The sequence below is a fragment of the Azospirillum sp. UENF 112521 genome (assembly GCF_058780665.1).
In genome coordinates, this window is sequence record NZ_JBSNCI010000007.1 from 77592 (window position 1) to 99921 (window position 22330).

23 protein-coding genes are annotated in these 22330 nt (G+C 69.2%); 22 read left to right on the plus strand and 1 reads right to left on the minus strand.

The window, feature by feature from the left end:
• Nucleotides 1–126 precede the first annotated feature (126 nt).
• Complete coding sequence (locus ACWPN8_RS29090) at nt 127–633, minus strand: Lrp/AsnC family transcriptional regulator (protein WP_109448883.1); 507 nt, start codon at nt 631–633, stop codon at nt 127–129.
• Nucleotides 634–722: 89 nt separating this feature from the next.
• Between ACWPN8_RS29090 and ehuR the strand changes: the two genes are divergently transcribed.
• From ehuR to ACWPN8_RS29200, 22 genes are all read left to right on the plus strand, one after another.
• Nucleotides 723–2108 carry a MocR-like ectoine utilization transcription factor EhuR gene (ehuR, locus tag ACWPN8_RS29095; protein ID WP_109448885.1) on the plus strand — a complete coding sequence of 462 codons (1386 nt, stop codon included), beginning with the start codon at nt 723–725 and terminating at the stop codon, nt 2106–2108.
• A gap of 123 nt (nt 2109–2231) precedes the next feature.
• Nucleotides 2232–3017, plus strand: coding sequence for an ectoine/hydroxyectoine ABC transporter ATP-binding protein EhuA (gene ehuA / locus ACWPN8_RS29100; protein WP_492243276.1), 786 nt, complete (start codon nt 2232–2234; stop codon nt 3015–3017).
• 76 nt (nt 3018–3093) lie between these two features.
• A complete protein-coding gene (gene ehuC, locus ACWPN8_RS29105) occupies nt 3094–3753 on the plus strand; it encodes an ectoine/hydroxyectoine ABC transporter permease subunit EhuC (protein ID WP_492243277.1) in 660 nt (219 codons plus the stop codon).
• 11 nt (nt 3754–3764) lie between these two features.
• Nucleotides 3765–4421, plus strand: a complete 657-nt coding sequence (gene ehuD / locus ACWPN8_RS29110) for an ectoine/hydroxyectoine ABC transporter permease subunit EhuD (protein ID WP_492243278.1) — start codon at nt 3765–3767, stop codon at nt 4419–4421.
• Between the two features lie 41 nt (nt 4422–4462).
• The gene (eutA, locus tag ACWPN8_RS29115; RefSeq protein WP_492243279.1) at nt 4463–5248 is read left to right on the plus strand and encodes an ectoine utilization protein EutA; all 786 of its coding nucleotides are present in this window, start codon (nt 4463–4465) and stop codon (nt 5246–5248) included.
• Nucleotides 5245–6231, plus strand: coding sequence for a hydroxyectoine utilization dehydratase EutB (eutB, locus tag ACWPN8_RS29120; RefSeq protein WP_492243280.1), 987 nt, complete (start codon nt 5245–5247; stop codon nt 6229–6231). The genes eutA and eutB overlap by 4 nt, the downstream gene beginning before the upstream one ends.
• Complete coding sequence (gene eutC, locus ACWPN8_RS29125; protein ID WP_492243281.1) at nt 6219–7223, plus strand: ectoine utilization protein EutC; 1005 nt, start codon at nt 6219–6221, stop codon at nt 7221–7223. The genes eutB and eutC overlap by 13 nt, the downstream gene beginning before the upstream one ends.
• A gap of 31 nt (nt 7224–7254) precedes the next feature.
• Complete coding sequence (doeA, locus tag ACWPN8_RS29130; RefSeq protein ID WP_492243282.1) at nt 7255–8445, plus strand: ectoine hydrolase DoeA; 1191 nt, start codon at nt 7255–7257, stop codon at nt 8443–8445.
• Between the two features lie 2 nt (nt 8446–8447).
• Nucleotides 8448–9470, plus strand: coding sequence for a N(2)-acetyl-L-2,4-diaminobutanoate deacetylase DoeB (gene doeB, locus ACWPN8_RS29135; protein ID WP_492243283.1), 1023 nt, complete (start codon nt 8448–8450; stop codon nt 9468–9470).
• Between the two features lie 138 nt (nt 9471–9608).
• Nucleotides 9609–10457, plus strand: a complete 849-nt coding sequence (ehuB, locus tag ACWPN8_RS29140) for an ectoine/hydroxyectoine ABC transporter substrate-binding protein EhuB (RefSeq protein ID WP_492243284.1) — start codon at nt 9609–9611, stop codon at nt 10455–10457.
• 309 nt (nt 10458–10766) lie between these two features.
• The gene (locus ACWPN8_RS29145) at nt 10767–11714 is read left to right on the plus strand and encodes a flavin reductase family protein (protein WP_109448903.1); all 948 of its coding nucleotides are present in this window, start codon (nt 10767–10769) and stop codon (nt 11712–11714) included.
• 39 nt (nt 11715–11753) lie between these two features.
• Complete coding sequence (locus ACWPN8_RS29150; RefSeq protein WP_492243285.1) at nt 11754–13265, plus strand: aldehyde dehydrogenase; 1512 nt, start codon at nt 11754–11756, stop codon at nt 13263–13265.
• Between the two features lie 45 nt (nt 13266–13310).
• Nucleotides 13311–14426: an LLM class flavin-dependent oxidoreductase gene (locus tag ACWPN8_RS29155; protein ID WP_109448907.1), complete on the plus strand. Its 1116-nt coding sequence runs from the start codon at nt 13311–13313 to the stop codon at nt 14424–14426.
• Between the two features lie 2 nt (nt 14427–14428).
• Nucleotides 14429–15256, plus strand: a complete 828-nt coding sequence (locus ACWPN8_RS29160; protein ID WP_109448909.1) for an alpha/beta fold hydrolase — start codon at nt 14429–14431, stop codon at nt 15254–15256.
• A complete protein-coding gene (locus ACWPN8_RS29165) occupies nt 15249–15647 on the plus strand; it encodes a carboxymuconolactone decarboxylase family protein (protein ID WP_492243286.1) in 399 nt (132 codons plus the stop codon). The genes ACWPN8_RS29160 and ACWPN8_RS29165 overlap by 8 nt, the downstream gene beginning before the upstream one ends.
• Nucleotides 15644–15958 (plus strand): NIPSNAP family protein, encoded by a 315-nt coding sequence (locus ACWPN8_RS29170; protein ID WP_109448913.1) that lies wholly within the window; start codon nt 15644–15646, stop codon nt 15956–15958. The genes ACWPN8_RS29165 and ACWPN8_RS29170 overlap by 4 nt, the downstream gene beginning before the upstream one ends.
• Nucleotides 15959–16115: 157 nt before the next feature.
• On the plus strand, nt 16116–17312 hold the full coding sequence (locus tag ACWPN8_RS29175) for a quaternary amine ABC transporter ATP-binding protein (RefSeq protein ID WP_492243287.1): 1197 nt from the start codon (nt 16116–16118) through the stop codon (nt 17310–17312).
• Nucleotides 17305–18240, plus strand: a complete 936-nt coding sequence (locus ACWPN8_RS29180) for an ABC transporter permease (RefSeq protein WP_109448917.1) — start codon at nt 17305–17307, stop codon at nt 18238–18240. Before ACWPN8_RS29175 ends, ACWPN8_RS29180 begins: the two co-directional genes overlap by 8 nt.
• A 78-nt stretch (nt 18241–18318) precedes the next feature.
• On the plus strand, nt 18319–19356 hold the full coding sequence (gene proX, locus ACWPN8_RS29185; RefSeq protein WP_109448919.1) for a glycine betaine/L-proline ABC transporter substrate-binding protein ProX: 1038 nt from the start codon (nt 18319–18321) through the stop codon (nt 19354–19356).
• 97 nt (nt 19357–19453) lie between these two features.
• Complete coding sequence (locus tag ACWPN8_RS29190; RefSeq protein WP_492243288.1) at nt 19454–20050, plus strand: amino acid synthesis family protein; 597 nt, start codon at nt 19454–19456, stop codon at nt 20048–20050.
• A gap of 41 nt (nt 20051–20091) precedes the next feature.
• Nucleotides 20092–21060 carry a 2-hydroxyacid dehydrogenase gene (locus tag ACWPN8_RS29195; protein WP_492243289.1) on the plus strand — a complete coding sequence of 323 codons (969 nt, stop codon included), beginning with the start codon at nt 20092–20094 and terminating at the stop codon, nt 21058–21060.
• Entirely contained in the window at nt 21060–22322 is a 1263-nt protein-coding gene (locus tag ACWPN8_RS29200; RefSeq protein WP_492243290.1) for an MFS transporter, read from the plus strand. Before ACWPN8_RS29195 ends, ACWPN8_RS29200 begins: the two co-directional genes overlap by 1 nt.
• Nucleotides 22323–22330: the final 8 nt, after the last annotated feature.

Consider the following 22330-nt stretch of genomic DNA (forward strand, 5'->3'; position numbering starts at 1 on the left):
AGGATTTGGGCGTCGGAACGCCGATGTCCGGAGTCTAGGGGTGCCGCGATGGAGAGAGTGTCCGAACCTGCCCCTTGGGGCGGAGACTGTCTCTTTCCCAAGGCGGGCAGGAAGAGAAAGTCTCTATCAGCTTGCGACGGACCCGCCCGGCTCCTCCATCAGCGCTTCCAGCGGCATCGCCGCATCGTCCTTCACCGTCCGCGTGACGATGTAGGTGAAATAGCGGTCGATCCCGGCGTCGCCGTCCAGCAGCCGGTCGATGAGCCGCTGATAGGCATCGACGTCGCGCGCCACCACCCGCAGGACATAATCGACCCCGCCGCCGACCGACCAGCAGGAGACGATGCCGGGCTCGGCCCTGACCGCCCGCTCGAAGCGGTCGAAATCGGCCTGCCGGTGGCTGCCCAGCGTCACCTCGACCAGCGCCATCGCGAAGGGCGTCACCTGCCGCAGCGCCAGCCGCGCGTGATAGCCGGTGACGATGCCGGCCTCCTCCAGCCGGCGCAGCCGCACCCAGCAGGGCGTCGGCGACAGCCCCACCCGGTCGGCCAGCGCCAGCTTGGTGATGCGGCCGTCCCGCTGGATTTCCGAAAGGATGCGCAGGTCGATGGAATCGAGCTTCAGGTCGGGCATGGGGCGGCGTGCCTCTGGAAAATGACGACCCGACGATGTCCGCGCTTTCCGCCATTGTCAAATGTGGTGATTTCCAGCAGAAATGTTGCATGACAAAGTGGCACCCCGATGCATCGGCTTTGAGCAGGCCCGTCTATCTCTCGCTGGCCGATCAGGTGCAGCGGGCGATCGCGCAAGGCCAACTGGCGGTCGGCGACCAGCTGCCCACCCACCGGCAGCTTGCCGATGAATTGGGCATTTCCGTCCAGACCGTCAGCCGCGCCTACGAGGAGCTGATCCGGCGCGGCCTGATCAGCGGGGAGACCGGGCGCGGCACCTTCATCCGCGCCGTCCAGACCGAGGTCGACCCGCCCTACATCCCGCAACGCACCGACGAGGTGATCGACCTGTCGATCCTGAAGCCGGTGTGCGAGCCCCTGCATGTGGAGGCGATGCGGGGGGCGCTGGTGGAGCTTGCCGCCAGCCTGCCGCCGGCCGTGGTGCTGTCCTTCCGCCCCAACACCCTGTTCGCCCGCCACCGGGCGACGGCGGTGTCCTGGCTGCGCCACTGCGGGGTGGAGACGGGGGCTGCCAACGTCACCCTGACCAACGGCGCCACCGCCGGCATGACCATCGCCCTGATGGCCGCCGCCCCTCCCGGATCGACCGTGGTGACGGAGGAGGTCGGGCACCACACCCTGCTGCCGCTGGCCTCCTATCTCGGCATCAAGCTGCGCGGCGTCGCCATCGACGAAGAAGGGATCCGGCCCGACGCGCTCGACGCCGCCTGCCGCGACGGCACGGCCAAGGCCCTGTTCGTCATGCCGAACCCCATCAACGCCACCGCGACCCACATGGGCGAAGAGCGGCGGAGGGAGATCGCGCGGCTGGCCCAGCGGCACAATCTCTCCATCGTGGAGAACGACCCGCTCGGGCCCCTGCTGAGCGAGCGGCGCCCGCCGCTGGCGGCCCTGGCACCGGAACGGACCCTCTACGTCACCAGCTTTACCAAGACGGTGATGCCGGGCCTGCGCACCGGCTATCTGGTGGTTCCGGACCGGCTGCTCGCCGCCGTCACCAACCGCCATCTGGTGACCAACTGGATCGCGACGCCCATCGTCGCCGAGATCGCCACCCGCTGGGTCGAGAGCGGATTCGCGATGGAGATGGTGGAATGGCAGCGCAAGGCCCTGCACCGCCGCCACGCGCTGGCGGCGGAAATCCTGAAGGGCATCCCCCATCGCAGCCATGCCGAGGGGCTGCATCTGTGGCTGCCGCTGGGGGAAGGACGGCCGGAGGCGACCTTCGTGTCGCATGCCCGCCATCAGGGGGTGGCGCTGGCGCCGGGCTCGGCCTTCGCCATCGGTCCCGGTACGCGCCCCGACGCGCTGCGCGTCTCCATCGGCTCCACCACCGAGGCGGAGCTGCATGCCGGCCTGCGCGTGATCGTCAATCTGCTGAACAGCGATCCGGAACCGGTGCTTCTCGCCATCTGAACAATTCCGAGGGGGGCTTCTCCAGAATTGTCATGATTTTATTTTCCGGATTGACATGATTTAGGCGGTCCCGCATCGTTTGCGCACATCCACGGTCGCCAACCATTGCAAGGGAAGACCGGTGTGACCGACACAATCATCGACATCGACCGGGTCACGAAGCGCTACGGCTCGCACACCGTGCTGCAGGATTTGTGTTTTTCAGTCCGGCCGGGTGAGAAGCTGGCGCTGATCGGGCCGTCCGGCTCCGGCAAGACGACGATCCTGCGGACGCTGATGACGCTGGAGACCATCGAAAGCGGCACCATCCGCATCGATGGCGAGCCCCTGTTCCAGATGGAGCGCAACGGCAGCCTGGTCCCCGCCGACGAGGCGCATCTGCACCGGATGCGCACCAAGATCGGCATGGTGTTCCAGCTGTTCAACCTGTTCCCGCACAAATGCGTGCTGGACAACGTCACGCTGGCGCCGATGCTGACCAAGGGCGTCAGGAAGGCGGATGCCGAGCGCCGAGCGATGGAACTGCTGGACCTCGTCGGCCTCGCCGACAAGGCCCGCGCCATGCCGGCCCAGCTGTCCGGCGGCCAGAAGCAGCGGGTGGCAATCGCCCGCGCCCTGGCGTTGCAGCCGAGGATCATGCTGTTCGACGAAGTGACCTCCGCCCTCGACCCCGAACTGGTGGAAGAGGTGCTGAGCGTGATGCGGATGCTGGGGTCGACCACCGACATGACCATGTTGCTGGTGACCCACGAGATGAGCTTCGCCCATGATTTCGCCGACCGCGTGCTGTTCTTCGACCGCGGCCGCATCGTGGAGGAAGGGCCGCCCGACATGCTCTTCACCAACCCGACGCACGAGCGGACCCAGGCCTTCTTGAAGAAGATCATCGCTGCCGGACAGCGCATCTGAGCGCATCCGGCGGCTCGGCGCATCCGACTGCGTCCGTTTCCGCTTTTTTCCCCCGAACGCAGGAGATCTCGGCTTCATGGCTGATTGGGCCGGCTATCTGGGCTTGATGCTGGACGGCGCGCTGGTGACGGCGAAGCTGACCGTGCTCGGCTGCGTGCTGGCCCTGCCGGCCGCCTTCCTCGCCGGGCTGGGCCGGCTGTCGCGCTTCTCCGCGGTGCGCGCCGTGTCGGTCGCCTATATCGAGTTCTTTCGCGGCACGTCGATCTTCGTCCAGCTGTTCTGGGCCTATTTCGTCCTGCCGCTGATCGGGGTGACGCTGACGCCGCTGCAGGCCGGCGTGCTGGCGCTCGGGCTGAATGTCGGCGCCTATGGCGCGGAGGTGGTGCGGGCGGCGGTGCAGTCCATCGGCCGCGAACAGCACGAGGCCTGCATCGCCCTGAACCTGACGCGCTGGCAGAGCCTGCGCCACGTGCTGCTGCCGCAGGCGGCGGTGGTGATGGTGCCGACCTTCTGCAACAACGCCATCGAACTGCTGAAGGCGACCTCGGTCGTCTCGCTGATCTCGCTCAGCGACCTCACCTTCCAGGCGCAGGTCGTCCGCTCGCAGACCGGCAGCACCGCCTTGCCCTTCCTGACCGTGCTGGTCATCTACTTCGCCTATGCCAGCCTGATCTCGGCCGGCATGAAAGCCCTGGAGCGCCGCATGAGCCGCGGCCTCGACGGGCTGCGCACTTAAGGAAACCGGCCATGGAATGGGATTGGGAGTTCGTCCGGGAAATCATGCCGATGCTGCTGGACGGCCTGCGCATCACGCTGCTGGCCACCCTGCTCGGCTCCATCCTGGCCGCCGCCGCCGGGCTTGGCTTCGCCCTGCTCCGTCGCTCGCAAAGCCGGCCGGTGGCGTGCATCACCGGCTTCGTGGTGGAGTTCATCCGCGGCACGCCGCTGCTGGTGCAGCTGTATTTCCTGTTCTACGTGCTGCCGGAGCTGGGACTGCTGCTGTCGCCGCTGACCGCCGGGGTGGTGGGCTTGGGCCTTCATTACGCCACCTACACGTCGGAGGTCTTCCGCGCCGGCATCGACAACACGCCGCGCGGCCAGTGGGAGGCGGCCAAGGCCTGCAACCTCACGCCGTACCAGACCTGGCGCCATATCATCCTGCCGCAGGCGATCCCGCCGATGATCCCGGCGCTGGCGAATTACTTCGTCGCGATGTTCAAGGAAACCCCGCTGCTCTCCGCCATCACGGTGATCGAGCTGATGAGCGAGGCCCGCGGCGTCGCCAACAGCAATTACCGCTACCTGGAGCCGATGACGATGGTCGGCGTCCTGTTCCTGTGCATCAGCCTGATCGCCGTGCCCGCCCTGCACCTGCTGGAACGCCGTTTCCGGCCACCCCGCTGACTGCCGGCGCGCCGACACGCTGACCCTGGAGTTTCCGAGCCATGTCCTCCCTCCCCATCCTGCGCTCTCCCACCGCGCTGGCCTTCGACGACCGCCCGGTCGAAAAGCGCGTCGGCCTGGTCGTGCTGGCGACCGACCACACGACCGAACCGGATTTCCGCCGCATGGTCGCCGGCGACCGCATCGGCGTCTACACCGCGCGCATCCCCTACGCCAACCCGACGACGCCGGAGAATCTGCGCCGCATGCAGCCGCGCCTCGCCGACGGGGCGGCGCTGATCCTGCCCGGCGAGCCGCTCGACGCCATTTGCTATTCCTGCACCTCGGCCAGCGTCGTGATGGGCGACGACGCCATCGAGACGGCCATCGCCTCGGCCAAGCCGGGCGCTCCCGTCATCACGCCGCCCGCCGCCGCCCGGCGTGCCCTGCATGCCTTCGGCGCCCAGCGCATCGCCGTGCTGACCCCCTACACCGAACAGACCAGCCGGCCGATGGCCGCCTATTTCGGCGTGCATGGCTTCGACATCGCGCGCTTCACCTGCTTCGGGCTGGATGACGACCGCGAGATGGCGCGCATCGCGCCGGCCAGTCTGGTGCGCGCTGCTGTCGAAGCGATGGCGCCGGACGCCGAGGCCCTGTTCATCTCCTGCACCGCCCTGCGCTCGGCCGCCGTCGCCGCCGAGATCGAGGACGCCATCGGCCGCCCCGTCGTCACCAGCAACCAAGCCACCGCCTGGGCCGCGCTGCGCCTGTGCGGCGACGACCGGCCCCGTGCCGGGGCTGGGCGGCTGATGACCCTGCCGCTGCCCGGGAAGGCTTGGTCATGAGCGGCCAGGACATCGGTCTGGAGGACGTCTTCCGTGCTCGCGCGCGGCTGGCCGGGCGGATCGTGGCGACGCCGACCGTCGCCTCGCCCAGCCTGACCGCCCGCTGCGGCGCTCCGGTCTTCCTGAAGCTGGAGACCCGCCAGACCACCGGCAGCTTCAAGCTGCGCGGCGCCACCAACGCGCTGGCGGCCCTGCCGCGCGAAGCATTGGCGACGGGGGTCGCGGCGGCCTCCACCGGCAATCATGGCCGGGCGCTCGCCCATGCCGCCGCTCAGGCCGGAATCCGCTGCGTCGTCTGCATGTCGGCGCTGGTGCCAGCCAACAAGATCGAGGGCATCCGCGCGCTGGGGGCGGAGATCCGCATCGTCGGCCGTTCCCAGGACGACGCGCAGGTCGAGGTCGACCGGCTGGTCCGCGAGGAGGGCTTCGCCACCGTCCCGCCCTTCGACCATGCCGACGTCATCGCCGGACAGGGCACGCTGGGGCTGGAGATCGTCGAGGCGGTTCCCGACGCCGAGCTGCTGCTGGTGCCGCTGTCGGGCGGCGGCCTGATCGGCGGCGTGGCGCTGGCGGCCAAGGCCCTGCGGCCAGGCCTGCGGGTGATCGGCGTGTCGATGGAACGCGGTGCCGCGATGCATGCCAGCCTGAAGGCCGGACGCCCGGTTCAGGTCGAGGAGCTGGAGACGCTGGCGGATTCGCTCGGCGGCGGCATCGGGCTCGACAACCGCCACACCCACCGGCTTGCCGCCAGCCTGCTCGACGACGTGGTCCTGCTGACCGAGGCGGAGATCGCCGCCGGCATCGAGCACGCCTACTCCGCCGAGCAGGAGATCGTCGAGGGCGCCGGGGCCGTCGGCATCGCCGCACTGCTCGCCGGCAAGGTGACGCCGCGAGGCCCGACAATCGCGCTGCTGTCCGGCCGCAACATCGCCATGGACCTGCACCGCCGCATCATCACCGGAGGCCTGCCATGCCCCGCATGACCATCCTGACCGAGGCGGAGCTGCGGCGGATCGTTCCGCTCGACCGCGATGCCGTCGCCTGCGTCGAGGACGCCTTCCGGGCACTGGCCACCCGTCCGGTGGCGATGCCGCCGATCCTGCGGCTCGACATCCCGGAACATGCCGGCGGTAGCGGGGGAGAAGTCGACGTCAAGACCGCCTATGTCCCCGGCCTCGACGGTTTCGCCATCAAGATCAGCCCCGGTTTCTTCGGCAACCCGGCGCTCGGGCTGCCCAGCGTCAACGGGCTGATGGTGCTGCTGAGCAGCCGGACCGGGCTGGTCGAGGCCCTGCTTCTCGACAACGGCTATCTGACCGACGTGCGGACCGCCGCGGCGGGTGCGGTCGCCGCCAAACACCTGTCGCGTCCCGACAGCGCCGTCGCCGCCGTCTTCGGCGCCGGGGTGCAGGCCGCGTTGCAACTGGAGGCGCTGACCCTGGTCCGCCCGATCCGCGAGGCCCGAATCTGGGCGCGCCAACCCGAGCGCGCCGCCACCACCGCCGCCCGCCTGTCGGAGCGGCTGGGCTTCCCCGTCCGCGCCGAGACTGACGGCCTGACAGCCGTGGCGGGGGCCGACATCGTCGTCACCACCACCCCGGCCGACCGGCCGATCCTGATGGCGGACTGGCTCGAACCCGGCCAGCACGTCACCGCCATGGGGTCGGACGCCGAGCACAAGAACGAACTCGATCCCGCCATCCTGTCCCGTGCCGACCTCTATGTCGCCGACCGCCTGACGCAAACCCGCCGGCTGGGCGAACTGCATCACGCGATCGCCGCCGGCACGGTCGCCGCCGACCGGGAGTTTCCCGAGCTGGGCGCCGTCATCGCCGGGCAGGCCGCGGGCCGCCCCTCCACCGACGCCATCACCGTCTGCGACCTCACCGGAACCGGGGTGCAGGACACCGCCATCGCCACGCTGGCGCGCGGCCGGGCCCTGGCGGCCGGTGCCGGCACCGTCTTCGACGCCTGAACATCCCTCCTCTTACGAGAGAGACCCCGACATGCTGGAACCGACGCTGAACTTCAGCCGGGCCGAATATGCCGCCCGGCTCGACAAGACCCGTGCCGCCATGGACAAGGCCGGCATCGAGCTGCTGATCGTCACCGATCCGTCGAACATGGCCTGGCTGACCGGCTATGACGGCTGGTCCTTCTACGTCCACCAATGCGTGATCGTGCCGCCGCACGGCGAGCCGATCTGGTACGGACGCGGCCAGGACGCCAACGGCGCCAAGCGCACCGCCTATCTCGCCCATGACAGCATCGTCGGCTATCCCGACCATTACGTGCAATCGACCGAACGCCATCCGATGGATTTGCTGTCGACGATCCTGGCGGACCGCGGCTGGGGCGGGCTCACCATCGGCGTCGAGATGGACAATTACTGGTTCACCGCCGCCGCCTACCAATCGCTGGCCACCCACCTGCCCAACGCCCGCTTCCAAAACGCGACGGCGCTGGTCAACTGGCAGCGTGCGGTGAAGAGCCCGCAGGAACTCGACTACATGCGCAAGGCCGCCCGCATCGTCGAGGCGATGCACGCCCGCATCGTCGAGCGCGTCGAGCCCGGCATGCGCAAATGCGACCTCGTGGCCGAGATCTACGACGCCGGCATTCGGGGCATCGGGGGGGCGGACGGCTTCGGCGGCGACTATCCGGCCATCGTCCCGCTTCTGCCGTCGGGGGCCGACGCCTCGGCCCCGCACCTGACCTGGGACGACCGGCCGATGAAGCTGGGCGAGGGCACCTTCTTCGAGATCGCCGGCTGCTACAAACGCTATCACTGCCCGCTGTCGCGCACCGTCTTCCTCGGCACGCCGACGCAAGCCTTCCTCGATGCCGAGAAGGCGACGCTGGAGGGAATGGAGGCCGGGCTCGCCGCCGCCAAGCCGGGCAACAGCTGCGAGGACATCGCCAACGCCTTCTTCGCCGTGCTGAAGCGCTACGGCATCACCAAGGACAACCGCACCGGCTACCCCATCGGCCTCAGCTATCCGCCGGACTGGGGCGAGCGAACCATGAGCCTGCGGCCCGGCGACCGCACCGAACTCCAGCCCGGAATGACCTTCCACTTCATGACCGGCCTTTGGCTGGAGGATATGGGGCTGGAGATCACCGAGAGCATCGCCATCACCGACACCGGCGTCGAATGCCTGGCCAACGTGCCGCGCAAGCTGTTTGTGAAGTCCTGACCATGGCGCCCGCCGCACTTGCCCCCTCACCCATAACCCCGACGGTCGATTTCGACCGTGACGGGGTGCAGCATGGCTTCCTGCGCCTGCCCTACAGCCGCGACGATTCGGCCTGGGGGTCGGTGATGATCCCGCTCACCGTGGTGCGCAACGGCAGCGGGCCGACCGCCCTCTTGACCGGCGCCAACCATGGCGACGAGTATGAGGGCGCCGTCGCCCTGTTCGACCTCGCCCAGACCCTGACCGCCGACCGGATCGCCGGCCGCGTCATCATCGTTCCGGCGATGAACTACCCGGCCTTCCAGGCGGGCACGCGCACCTCGCCCATCGACAAGGGCAACCTGAACCGCAGCTTTCCCGGCCGCCCCGACGGCACGGTGACGCAGAAGATCGCCGATTACTTCACCCGCGAACTCCTGCCGCTGGCCGATCTGGTGATGGACATCCATTCCGGCGGCCGGACGCTGGACTTCGTGCCCTTCGCCGCCGCCCACATCCTGCCCGACAAGGACCAGGAGGCGCGCTGCTTCGCCGCCGTGGCCGCCTTCGCCGCACCCTTCTCCATGCGCATGCTGGAGATCGACGCGGTCGGCATGTACGACACGACGGCGGAGGAGCTGGGCAAGACCTTCGTCACCACCGAACTGGGCGGCGGCGGCACCGGCCGGGCGGAGACCATCGCCATCGCCAAGCGCGGCGTCCGCAACGTCCTGCGCCACACCGGGATCCTGACGGATGGGCAGGCAGATGGCAGCCAACCAGCAGAAGCCAGCCGCTGGCTCGACATGCCGTCGGGCGACTGTTTCCGCTTCGCCGAGGACAGCGGCCTGATCGAGGCCTGCGTCGATCTGGGCCAGCCGGTGCGGAAAGGCGACCTGCTCGCCCGCATCCACCCCATCGGCCGCACGGGGCTGGCGCCGGCCGAATACCGGGCGGCGCTGGACGGCATCCTGGCGGCCCGGCATTTCCCCGGCCTGGTCAAGGCCGGCGACTGCATCGCGGTGGTCGGAACGGTCGAGAGCTGACCGCCGCCAGTTGAAACCCGCCTCGGCAGAAGGCGGGCATTTTGAAGAACGGGTATCGACACCGACCGAACAGGGGCCGGCGCCCCGATGGGACCGCCGGCCGGGCACGCACCAAATCACGAAAGAGGGACGGCCGACATGAAACACTCTGTAATGGCACACCGGTTCGGCATGGCCGCTGCGGCGCTCCTGACGCTCTCGGCACCGGCCTTTGCCGCCGACACGCTGGAGGCGCTGCGCGAACAGGGCTTCGCCCGCATCGGCATCGCCAACGAACCGCCTTACACCGCCGTCAAGCCGGACGGCACCGTGTCGGGTGCCGCCCCCGACGTCGCCCGCGCGGTGATGAAGAAGCTGGGCGTCAACGACGTCGTCGCCTCGATTTCCGAATATGGCGCGATGATTCCAGGCTTGCAGGCCCGCCGCTTCGACGCCGTCACCGCCGGCCTGTTCATGAAGCCGGAGCGCTGCAAGGCCGTCGCCTATTCCGAGCCGATCCTCTGCGACGCCGAATCCTTCGCCCTGAAGAAGGGCAACCCGCTGAAGCTGACCTCCTACGAGGACATCGCCAAGAACCCGAACGCCAAAATCGGCGCCCCCGGCGGCGGCACCGAGGAGAAGCTGGCGTTGCAGGCCGGCGTGCCGCGCGACCGCGTGATCGTGGTGCCGGACCCGCAGAGCGGCATGAAGATGTTGCAGGACGGCCGCATCGATGTCTATTCGCTGCCGGTCCTGTCGATCCACGATCTGGTCGGCAAGGCCAACGACCCGAACATCGAGGTGGTCGCCCCGGTCAAGGGCGCCCCGGTCTATTGCGATGGCGCCGCCTTCCGCAAGCAGGACACCGCGCTGCGCGATGCCTTCGACAAGGTACTGGCCGAGATGAAGGCGTCCGGCGAGTTCGCCAAGATCATCGAGCCCTACGGCTTCTCCGCCGAGGCCGCGAAGCAGACCTCCCGCGAGAAGCTCTGCGCCGCGTCCAACTGACCGGTCCCGGGCTGCGCGTGGATTGAAGCCGGACGTTTGCCTGAGCGGGGGCGGGGCAGGAAATCTGCCTCGCCCCCGCTGTATTTCCCTCTGCCCATAGCCCCTGTCCGCCAGCGACGGCGCTGCCGCGGGAGGACCCATTCCTTGGAATCGATGGGACAAAATGTCGCACATTCCTCTGTAGAGGAGGAAGATGGCGGTATCCGCACAGGGTAGCCTCGTCTTCGTAATGGAAGGGAGGCAGACGTGACATTCTCGTCGAATGAACCACCGCCCATCAATCAAAGGGACCTTCGAAACGCCTTCGGCATGTTCCCGACCGGAGTTACGGTCGTCACCGTGCTCGATGAAGACGGAAATCCCCGTGGGATAACGGCCAATTCCTTCACATCCGTTTCGCTCGATCCGCCGCTGGTCCTTGTCTGCATCGGAAACCGTTCCTTCAGCTTTCCGATCTTTTGCAATACGTCGTCCTTCGCCGTGAATCTGCTGCATGCGGGGCAGGCCGATGTCTCCGGCCTTTTCGCCTCCCGCTCGCCCGATAAATTCCAGTCGACCGGCTTCGGCCCGAAACACACCGGCGCCCCGGTCCTGACCGATTGCCTCACCTGGTTCGATTGCACGGTGCACGACCGCGTGATGGCCGGCGACCATCTGGTTCTGATCGGCCGCGTGCAGGCGTTCGGCCCAGGCGGGACCGCCGGGGGGACGGCAAACCGGACAGCTCCGCTCGGCTTCTGCCGGGGCCGCTACGCGACGGTGCACGAGGCGCCGGACGCCGGTGCCGACGCGCCGCACGGCATGCAGGTCGGCTACCTCGTCGAAGCGGACGACGGCATCCTGCTGCAATCCGACGGGGCGGGCGGCTGGCGCCTGCCGGGCGGCCGCAGCCGCAAGGCCGAACGGGCACTGGCTTTGGCGGACGGCAGCACGCTGCCGCTGCGGCCGGACGACAGCTTCCTCTATTCGGTCTTCGACGTCGCCGGGCAGGACGCCGGCTGTCTGGTCTATCGCACCCGCCTCGCCGCCGATGCGGCCACCATGCCCCTGCCGCCGGGCCTGCGGTTCTTCGCGCTCGACGCCCTGCCCTTCGAGGCGATGGCGACGCGCGAGACCAGGGCGATGCTGCGCCGCTATGTCCGGGAACGGCAAGCGGACCGCTTCGGCATCTACATCGACTCAAGCGACGGCGGACGGCTGGCGATGGTCGACGGCCGGCCTTCCCCCTGGCCCGGCGCCTTCGCCGAAAACGGCTGATCCCCCCCGCCGCCCCTTCACAAAGAATACGAGACCGCGATGCACACCACCTGCAGGTCGCTCGAAGGCACCCGCCGCGCCCTCTATATCGGCGGACGGTTCGTCGAACCGAAAAGCGGCCGCTATATCCCGAGCTACGACCCCACCACTGCCGAGCCCTGGTACGAGCTGGCCGATGCCGGTGCCGAGGATGTCGAGGCCGCCGTCGCCGCGGCGCGGGCCGCCTTCACCGATCCGGCCTGGCGACGGATGACCCAGAGCGACCGCGGCAAGCTGGTGCGCCGCCTGGCCGAGCTGATCCTCGCCAACGCCGAGGAACTGGCGCTGATGGAGACCCGCGACAACGGCAAGCTGATCAAGGAGATGCGTGCCCAGATGCGCGCCATCCCCGACAGCTACGTCTATTTCGCCGGGATGGCCGACAAGCTCCAGGGCGACACCATCCCGGTGAACAAGCTGGACATGCTGAACTTCAACCTGCGCGAACCGCTGGGCGTCGTCGGCATGATCACGCCGTGGAACTCGCCGCTGATGCTGCTGACCGGCACGCTGGCGCCCTGCCTCGCCATCGGCAACACGGTGGTGATCAAGCCGTCGGAACACGCCACCGCCTCCACCCTGGCGCTGGCCGAGCTGGTCACCGAGGCCGGTTTCCCGGACGGCGTCGTCAACGTGGTGACCGGCGGCGGCGCCACCGCCGGCGAGGCGCTGACCCGCCATCCCGGCATCGCCAAGATCGTCTTCACCGGCAGCACCCAGACCGGCAGCCGCATCGCCGCCACCGCCGCCGCCAACCTCGTGCCCTGCCAGATGGAGCTGGGCGGCAAGTCGCCCCATGTGGTGTTCGGCGACGTCGACATCGAGCGGGCGGTCAATGGCGTGGTCGCCGGGGTCTTCGCCGCAGCCGGGCAGACCTGCGTCGCCGGGTCGCGCTGCTTCGTCGAGGCCGCCATCTACGACCGCTTCGTCGAGGCGCTGGTCGCCCGCACCGGGCGCATCACCGTCAACCACCCGATGGAGGAGACCACCGACATCGGCCCGCTCGCCCTGTCGGCGCAGCTCGCCAAGGTCGAGAACTATGTCGCCTCGGGCCAGCGCGACGGCGCCCGGCTGGCCGCCGGCGGACGGCGGCCCCAGGCGGCCGGGCTGGAGAAGGGCTGGTACTTCGAGCCGACGGTGCTGGCCGATGCGCGCAACGACATGGGCTTCATGCAGGACGAGATCTTCGGCCCGGTCGTCGGCGTGGTGCCCTTCGCCTCGGAGGACGAGATGATCGCCATGGCGAACGACACGCGCTATGGCCTGGCGTCCGGCATCTGGACCAGCGACATCGACCGCGCCATGCGCTTCGCCACCCGGATCGACGCCGGCACGGTCTGGATCAACACCTACCGCGCCGCCGCCTACATGTCGTCGAACGGCGGCTTCAAGCAGAGCGGCTACGGCCGGCGCGGCGGCTTCGACGTGATGCGCGAGTTCTCGCGGTCGAAGAACGTCGTCATCGATTACTCCGGCGCCATGCAGGACCCCTTCGTCATCCGGCTGCGCTGATCCGCCCCGACCGGGCTTCTCCTCCCCCGAGAAAAGGACAAGGACATGAAGTTCGCCGTCGCGCTTTCCATGGAGCGCTTTTCACCCGACACGCCGATGAGCGACGTGACCAGCACCATGCTGGAACTGGTGAAGATGGCCGACCAGGGCGGTTTCGAGACCCTGTGGACCGCCGAGCACCACACCATCGAGTGCACGATCTCCCCCAACCCCTTCACCATCCTGACCTGGCTCGGCCAGCACACCGAGCGCATCCGGCTCGGCACCGCCACCATCGTCGCCCCCTACTGGAGCCCGATCCGGCTGGCCGGCGAGGCGGCGCTGTGCGACCACCTGACCGGCGGCCGGCTGGAGTTCGGCATCGCCCGCGGCGCCTACCAGTACGAGTTCGACCGCATGGCCGGCGGCATGCCCCAGCAGGAGGGCGTCGCCTACATGAAGGAGCTGGTGCCGGCGGTGCAGAAGCTGTGGGCCGGCGACTATGCCCATGACGGCCATTACTGGAAGTTCCCGCTGGCGACCTCGGTGCCCAAGCCGTTGCAGGTGCCGCACCCGCGCATCTGGGTGGCGGCCCGCGATCCCGGCACCTTCGACTGGGCCGTCGGCATCGGCGCCAGCATCCTGTCGACGCCGCTGGCCGCCCCGGCGGCCGAGATCGCGGTGCTGGGCGAGAAGTTCCGCAAGGCAGTGGCCGACCATCCGGAGGTGCCGCGCCCGCGCTTCATGATGCAGCGCCGCACCTGCTGCTACGAGCGGCCGGAGGAGGCCGAGCTGGCGGTGCGGCACAGCATCGACTATGGCCGCAGTTTCGAGAACCTGTTCCAGAACATCGGGACGGTGACCAACGGCTTCCCGACCGCGGTGTCCTACGAAAGCGTCGCCGGGCGCGACAACTACAAGCCGGAGAACGTCCTGAAGAACCTGATGTTCGGCACGCCGGACGAGGTGATCGAAAAGCTGCTGGACTATGAGGCGGCCGGCGTCGACCAGTACTCGCTCGGCCTGTCCTTCAACCTGCCGGTCGAACTCCAGCGCAAGACGCTCGACCTGTTCACCCGCGAGGTGCTGCCGGTCTTCGCCGCGCGTGAGCGCGACCGCCGGTTCGAGGAGGAGCGCCGCCTTGCTGCCGTGCCGCCTCGCATGGCCGCGGCGGGGCGCTGACCATGGCCGACTCCCGTCATTTCACGGTCGGGCCGGTGACGCTGAACTACCGGCTCGACGGCCGGGGGCCGGAGCCGCTGGTCTGCATCCACGGCGTCGGCTCCTATCTGGAGGCCTGGAGCGGCGTGGCGGAGCGGCTCGCCGACCGCTTCACCATCCTGACCTTCGACCTGCGCGGCCATGGCGGCACCACCCGGATCAAGGGCCGCTACGAGATCGACGATTTCGTCGGCGAGACGCTGGCGCTGGCCGACCATGTCGGGTTTGGCCGCTTCAACCTGGCGGGATTCTCGCTGGGCGGGCTGATCGCCCAGCGCCTGACCCTGACCCATCCGGAGCGCGTCAAGCGGCTGGTGCTGCTGTCCACCGTCGCCGGCCGCAATCCGGAGGAGCGCCGGCGGGTGCTCGACCGTCTGGCGGCCCTGCAGGCCGGGCAGCCGGGCTCGCACTACGACGCCTCGCTGTCGCGCTGGCTGACCGAGGACTTCCAGGAGCGGAACCCGGAGCTGATCCGGGGCTTGCGCGAACGCAACGCCGGGAACGACCCCGACTGCTACGCCGCCGCCTACCGCGTCCTGGCGGAAACCGATTTCGGCGGCTTTCTCGACCAGATCCGCTGCCCGACCCTGATCGCCACCGGGGAGGAGGACATCGGCTCCAACCCACGCATGGCGCGCACGATGCACGACAGCATCCCCGGCTCGGACCTGCACATCCTGCCGGGCCTGCGCCATTCGATCCTGATCGAGGCGCCGGACGCGGTGGCGGGGCTGATGGGGCGCTTCCTGACGTCCGCCGAGCAACCGAAGGAGGGCGCAAGCCATGGATGAACCCCTGCAACAGGCGGGCGAACGCGTCCGGCGCGACGTGCTGGGCGACGCCTATGTCGACCGCGCCATGGCGGCGGCCGACGACTTCTCCCGCCCCTTCCAGCAGATGGTCAATGAATATTGCTGGGGGCAGTGCTGGGCCGACGACGCGCTCGACCGCCGCCAGCGCAGCCTGCTCAACCTCGGCATGATCGCGGCGCTGGGCCGCATGCACGAGTTCGAGCTGCACCTGCGCGGCGCCATCCGCAACGGCCTCTCCGATGCCGAGTTGCAGGCGGCGCTGATCCAGATCGCGGTCTATTGCGGCATTCCCGCCGGTGTGGAGTGCTTCCGCATCGCCCGCAAAATCCGCCAGGAGATCGCCGAAGACGGCACGGGAGGCACGCCATGATCGTCGAGGAACGCATCTACCGCATCCGCTCGGGCAAGCTGCGCGAATACCTTGCGCTGGTGCAGAGCGAGGGGCTGGCGATCCAGCAGCCGATCCTCGGCAACCTGATCGGCTACTTCGTCAGCGAGATCGGCCCGCTCAACCATGTCGTCCACATGTGGGGCTACGCCGATTTCGAGGACCGCACCGCCCGCCGCCAGCAGCTTTCCGAGGATCCGCGCTGGCAGACCTTCATCCCGAAGCTGGCGGCGCTGATCGAGACGGCGGAAAACCGCATCCTGCTGCCGACCGCCTTCTCGCCCCTGAAGTGACGAACCGGCGGCGTCATGCTCCATTTCGCAGGAACGATAGGGCTGCTTTTCCTTTATTTCATAGGAAGACAGGAAGACGCGCAAGTCTTCCTAATGGGCACAAGTAAAAATCTTAAAGACAGGGAAAGCCCACCGAACACAACGATGGGAGACGGTTGTGACAGAACGACTGAGGGTAGAGAATCTCTATAAAGTTTTCTCCAAATCTCCCGATCCGGCCCTGCGGATGTTGGCCGCAGGTGCAAAAAAAGCCGATGTTCTGGCAAAAACCGGAATGGTTGTAGGGTTGAACGACGTTTCACTGTCGGTTCCGAGCGGCGCCATCTATATGGTGATGGGACTGTCGGGATCGGGCAAATCCACCCTGGCCCGCTGCATCAACCGGCTGAACGAGCCGAGCGCCGGCCGCATCCTGCTGGATGGCCGCGACATCGTCGCCGCCGGAGAGGCGGAGCTGCGCGACATCCGTCGCAAGCGCATCTCCATGGTGTTCCAGCATTTCGCCCTGCTGCCCAACCGCACCGTCGCCGAGAACACCGAGTTCGGCCTGAAGCTCCAAGGGGTGTCCCCCCAGGCCCGGCGGCGCCGGGCGGAAGAGGTGCTGTCGATCGTCGGGCTGGCGCGCTGGGGTAACCACTACCCCCACGAGCTGAGCGGCGGCATGCGCCAGCGGGTCGGGCTCGCCCGCGCGCTCGCCACCGATGCCGACGTGCTGATCATGGACGAGGCATTCAGCGCGCTCGACCCGCTGATCCGCACCGAGATGCAGGACGAGCTGCTGCGCCTCCAGCGCACGCTGAAGAAGACCATCCTGTTCATCACCCACGATTTCCAGGAGGCGCTGAAGCTCGGCACGCGGATCGCCATCATGGCCGACGGCGAGCTGGTCCGCGAAGGCACGCCGCAGTCCATCGTGCTGGAGCCGGGCAGCGACTATGTCGCCGCCTTCACCCGCGAGGTCGACCGCTCGCGCCTGTTCGATGCCCGCTGGGCGATGACCCCGGTGCAACCCGTCCCGCTCGCCGCCGGCCTGTGCCTCGCCGAGACGGGCGACGGCGGCGGGCTGGTGCTCGACGACGGCGGCCATGTCGTCGGCGCGCTCAACTCCGAGACGTTGCGGGGACTGCGCGAAACATCTGGCCGCGGGATTGGCAGCTTGGGCGCCCTGCGCAAGGACTTCGTCACGGTGCGCGAGTGCGACAGCCTTCTCGACGCCGCCCGCGCCCACCGGGCCGGACGGCCGATGGCGGTGGTCGACGAGGAGGGCCGGCTGACCGGCACCCTCGCCGCCGACCGCATCCTGGCGGGCATCGCCGCCGCCCCCTCTCACCCGGCGGGAGGCCTGCATGCTTGACGCGAACGACCTCAACGTCTTCCCGGTCGACGCCTGGATCCAGGACGGCGTCGCATGGATCGCGCTGAACCTGCGCCCGCTCTTCCTCGCCATCAAATGGCCGGTCGAGTATGTGCTGAACCTCAACATCTTCCTGCTCCAGGAGATTCCCTTCCTCGCCATCGTGGCGGTGTCGGTACTGCTGGCCTGGCGGCTGGCCAGCATCGGGGTGGCCTGCTTCAGCGCCGTCGCCCTGGTCGCCATCGCGGCGCTGGGCGTCTGGTCGGAGGCGATGACCACCCTGTCGCTGATCACCACCGCCATCGTCATTTGCGCCGCCGTCGGCATCCCCATCGGCATCGGCTGCGCCCGCAGCGACCGGATGTGGGGCGTGGTCCGCCCGATCCTCGACATCATGCAGACGACCCCGACCTTCGTGTATCTGGTGCCGGTGGTGATGCTGTTCGGCGTCGGCACGGTGCCGGGCGAGGTGGCTGTGGTGACGGCGGCGGCCCCGCCGCTGATCCGCTTCACCAACCTCGGCATCCGCATGGTCGAGACCGAGATGGTCGAGGCCGGCCTCGCCTTCGGCGCCACCAAGCGGCAGCTGCTGTGGGAGGTCCAGCTTCCGCTGGCCGTGCCGACCATCCTCGGCGGCCTGAACCAGACGGTGCTGACCGCGATGGTGATGTCGGTCGTCGTCGCCATGATCGGCGCGGAAGGGCTTGGGCTGGTGGTGCTCCAGGGCCTCGGGCGGCTCGACGTCGGCCGCGCCGCGGTGGGCGGTATCGCCATCGTCCTGCTGGCGATGATGCTCGACCGCATCACCCAGAAGCTGGCCCAGCCCGGCGGCCCCGGCGGACGCCCGCTGCTCCGCAGCCTGCGCGCCCTTGTCCGCTCCAGCCGTCCGGCCACCTCCAAGCCGGCGATCTCCAGTCCGGACCAGTGATCCCCCCGGACCGCAAAGCCCGAACCGCAAGCCCCGCTCCCCCCGAATCCCGTCCCGACCCCGATTGAGGAAACCGCCATGCCCTTCTTCACAAAGTCGGTCGCCAAATCCCTCTCCGTCGCCGCCTTCCTCGCCGCGGCCTGCGTCCAGCCCTCTCTGGCCGCCGACCAGCCCGGCAAGGGCAAGACCATCCGCTACGCCCAGTCGGACAGCCTGGGCGCCAACTACGTCACCGCCCAGATCGTCACCGCCGCCTTCAAGGAACTCGGCTATTCGGTCAAGCTCAGCACGCTGAGCACGACCCTGTTCTTCCAGGCGGCGGCGCAGGGCGACCTCGACATCGCCACCGACATCAACTTCCCGCAGCGCGAGCCCGCCTTCCGAAAGGTGGAGCAGCAGGCGACCATCGTCGGCGGCGGCCTGATCAAGGAGGGCGGGGTCAACGGCTACCTGATCGACAAGAAAACGGCCGACGCCCACCACATCACCTCGCTGGAGCAGATGAAGGATCCGAAGATCGCCGCGCTGTTCGGCAAGGGCGGCAAGGCGGATCTGGTCAACTGCGATCCCGGCTGGAGCTGCGGCGACGTGGTCGACTTCCAACTCGACAAGTTCGGCCTGAAGGACACGGTGACCTCGGTGCGCGGCAAGTACGAGCCGCTGATGGTGGAGGCGGTCGCCCGCGTCCGCCGCGGCGAGCCCGCCTTCTTCTATGCCTGGAGCCCGTCCTGGGTCACCAACACGCTGGTCCCCGGCAAGGACGTGGTCTGGCTGCCCACCCCGTTCGACGCCCTGCCCCCGTCGGTGCCCAACAAGGGAACGGCCCTGGTCAGCGGCGTGTCGGGCTGCGCCGGCGGCGCCGACCCCTGCCGGATGGCCATGGCCTCCTGGAACTGGAACACCGTCGCCAACCGGGACTTCATCGCCGCCAACCCGGCGGTCAAGGCGCTGGTCGAGAATATCGGCTTCCCGCTGCAGACCTGGGCCGGATGGGAACGCAGCATCAGCGAGAAGGGCGCCAGCGAAAGCCATATCCGGGCGCTGGCCCAGGAGTGGCTTTCCGCCAACAAGCCGGCCTTCGAGCAGTGGGTCGCCAGCGCCAGGGCGGCGAGCTGACCCGACATCCAACGCTCCCCAGTTTCCACCCCCGAAGCCGCCGGCCGCCCCCGGTCAGGCCGGCTCCGGGACCGGACATCAGAAAATCGGACAGGACATGATGGACATCGGACTGCGCAAGATCTCCACCTTCATCGAGGAGACCATCGTCGAGGGCGGCAAACCGGCCGAACGGCCGATCACCTCGGTCGTCGTCGCCGCCGTGCTGCGCAACCCCTGGGCCGGCCAGGGCTTCGTCGAGAATCTGCGGCCGGAGATCCTGCGGGTGGCCCCGGTGCTGGGGGCAGAGATGACGCGGCGCCTGGTCGCCCTGATGCCGGCCGCGCGCATCGAGGCCTACGGCAAGGCCGCGTCGGTCGGCGTCAATGGCGAGATCGAGCACGCCTCCGCCCTGATCCACACGCTGCGCTTCGGCAACATGTTCCGCGAAGCGGCGCAGGGCACCGCCTTCCTCAGCTTCACCAACACCCGCAACGCTCCCGGCGCCCTGCTCGCCCTGCCGATGATCCACAAGACGGAGACCGGCAAGCGGGCGCATTTCCTGACCGCCAATTTCCAGGTTCCCGACTCCCCCGGCCCCGACGAGCTGCTGGTCGCCATCGGCGCCTCGGACGGCAGCCGCGCCCATCCGCGCATCGGCGACCGCTTCCTCGACATGGAGGAGATGGAAGCGGAAAAGGCCGGCGCCCGTTGAGGCTCCAGCGCGCCCGCTCCCGCCCACGCCCGGCTTTTCGAATGGATCGAGGCTATACCGACATGCCGCTGCAACGCAGCCCGATGACGCTGCTGTTCTGTTCGGGCATCGACAATGCCGGCCTGTGGCGGGAGGCCCTGCACCGCCGCCTTCCCGACGTGACGCTGCGGGTCTGGCCGGAGGTCGGCGACCCGGACGACATCGACATGGCGCTGGTGTGGCAGCCGCCGCCCGGCGTCTTCGCCCGATTGCCCAACCTGCGGCTGGTGATGTCGCTCGGCGCCGGGGTCGAGACGCTGCTGGCCGACCCGTCGCTTCCCGACGTGCCGCTGGTCCGCATGGTGGCGGACAGCCTGAGCGACGACATGGCCGGCTTCGTCGCCCTCCAGGTGCTGCGCTGGCATCGCCATTCCGACGAATTCGACGCCGCGCAGGCGGCCGGGGTCTGGCGCTGGCTGCCCTACCGGCCGGCCCGCGAGGTCACGATCGGGCTGCTCGGGCTGGGGGAGCTGGGACGTGCCGCCGCCGTCGTGCTGGGGGCGCTGGGGTACCGCGTCCTCGGCTGGAGCCGGTCGCCGAAGCGGCTGGACGGCGTGGAGTGCTTCGCCGGCCCCGACGGGCTGGAGGCGATGCTGCCACGGTGCGACCAGTTGGTCTGCCTGTTGCCGCTGACCGCCGACACCCGTGGCATCCTGGACCGGCGCCTGTTCGCCCGCCTGCCGGCCGGGGCCGTGCTGGTCAATGCCGGGCGCGGCGACCATCTGGTCGAGGCGGACCTGCTCGATGCCCTCGATTGCGGCCGGCTGGGCGGCGCCAGCCTGGACGTGTTCAGCGAGGAACCGCTGCCGGCCGGCCATCCCTTCTGGCGGCATCCACGCATCCGCGTCTCCCCCCACAGCGCCGCCGCCACCCACCCGGCGCAGGCGGTGGAGCAGGTGGCGGCGACCCTGGCGGCCTTCCGCGACGGGCGGCCGCTGGCCAACCGGGTCGAGCGGGGGCGCGGCTATTGATGATGCCGCCGCTTCTGCCGGTGATGGCCGCCGCCGTCCTGATGCAGGCCGGCAACGGGCTGCTCCAGGCCCTGCTGCCGCTGCGCATGCAGGCGCAGGGCCTGTCGGCCGCCGACATCGGCATGGTGGCGTCCGCCTATGGCGTCGGCTTCGCCGCCGGCTGCCTGGCTGCACCCAGGGTCGTCCGCAAGCTCGGCTTCGTCCGCGCCTATGCCGGGCTGGCGGCGCTGATGGCGATCCTCGCGCTTGCCCTGCCGCTGGCCGGCGGCAGCGTCGGCTGGGTCCTGCTGCGCGCGCTGACCGGCGTCGGCTTCGCCGGGCTGTTCACGGTGATCGAGGGGTGGATCGGCGCCGGAGCGCAGGACGGCAACCGCGGGCGGATCCTGGCGGTCTACATGGTCACCACCAAGCTGGCGCTGATGGCCGGCCCGCTCCTGCTCGACCCCGGCGGCGACCAGCCCTTCCGGCTGCTGATCCTGCTGATCCTGCTGTCGGTCCTGCCGGTCGCCCTCACCCGGCCGGTCCGCCCGGCCCTGCCGACCGCCGTCTCGCTCGACCTCAGCGGGCTGTTCAGGCTGGCGCCGTCGGCCCTGGTCGGCTGCTTCGCGGTCGGGGTGGTGACCGGCACGATGATCGCGTTCGCCCCGCTTTATGGCTTGCGCATCGGCCTGTCCGAACCGGCCGCTGCCGCCCTGCTCGTCGCCCTCCAGGGCGGCAGCCTTCTCGCCCAATGGCCGCTCGGCGCGCTGTCGGACCGGCGGGACCGCCGCGTCGTGATCGCCGCCGTGGCCGCGACTGGCGCCGTCCTGTCCGCCGGGCTGGCGCTGCTGCCGGCCGGCAGCCCGGCCTGGCTGGTCTGGGCGGGGTTCGCGCTGTGGGGCAGCCAGGTTTTGTGCATCTACGCCCTGTGCGTCGCCCACGCCTGCGATGTGGTGCCGCCGGGCCGCATCGTCCCCACGGTCAGCGGCCTGCTGGTGGTCTGGGCCACCGGAGCAATGGTCGGTCCGGTGCCGGGCGCCCTGCTGATGGACAGGCTCGGCCCGTCGGGACTGTTCGTCTACGCCGCCGCCGGCTGCACCGCGCTTGCCGCCTTCGTCCTGATCCGCCGCGCCGTGCGGGAACGGGACCGGGCGCCCGGCCCGCCGGCCTTCCGCCCGCTGCCGCCCGACAGCCTGACCGGAGCGGCGATCTCCGGCCCCCGGACAGTCCCTGACCCCTCCAGCATCGGGCCAACGGATGCCAAGCCGCCGGAAGGGCGCTGACGTTCCGC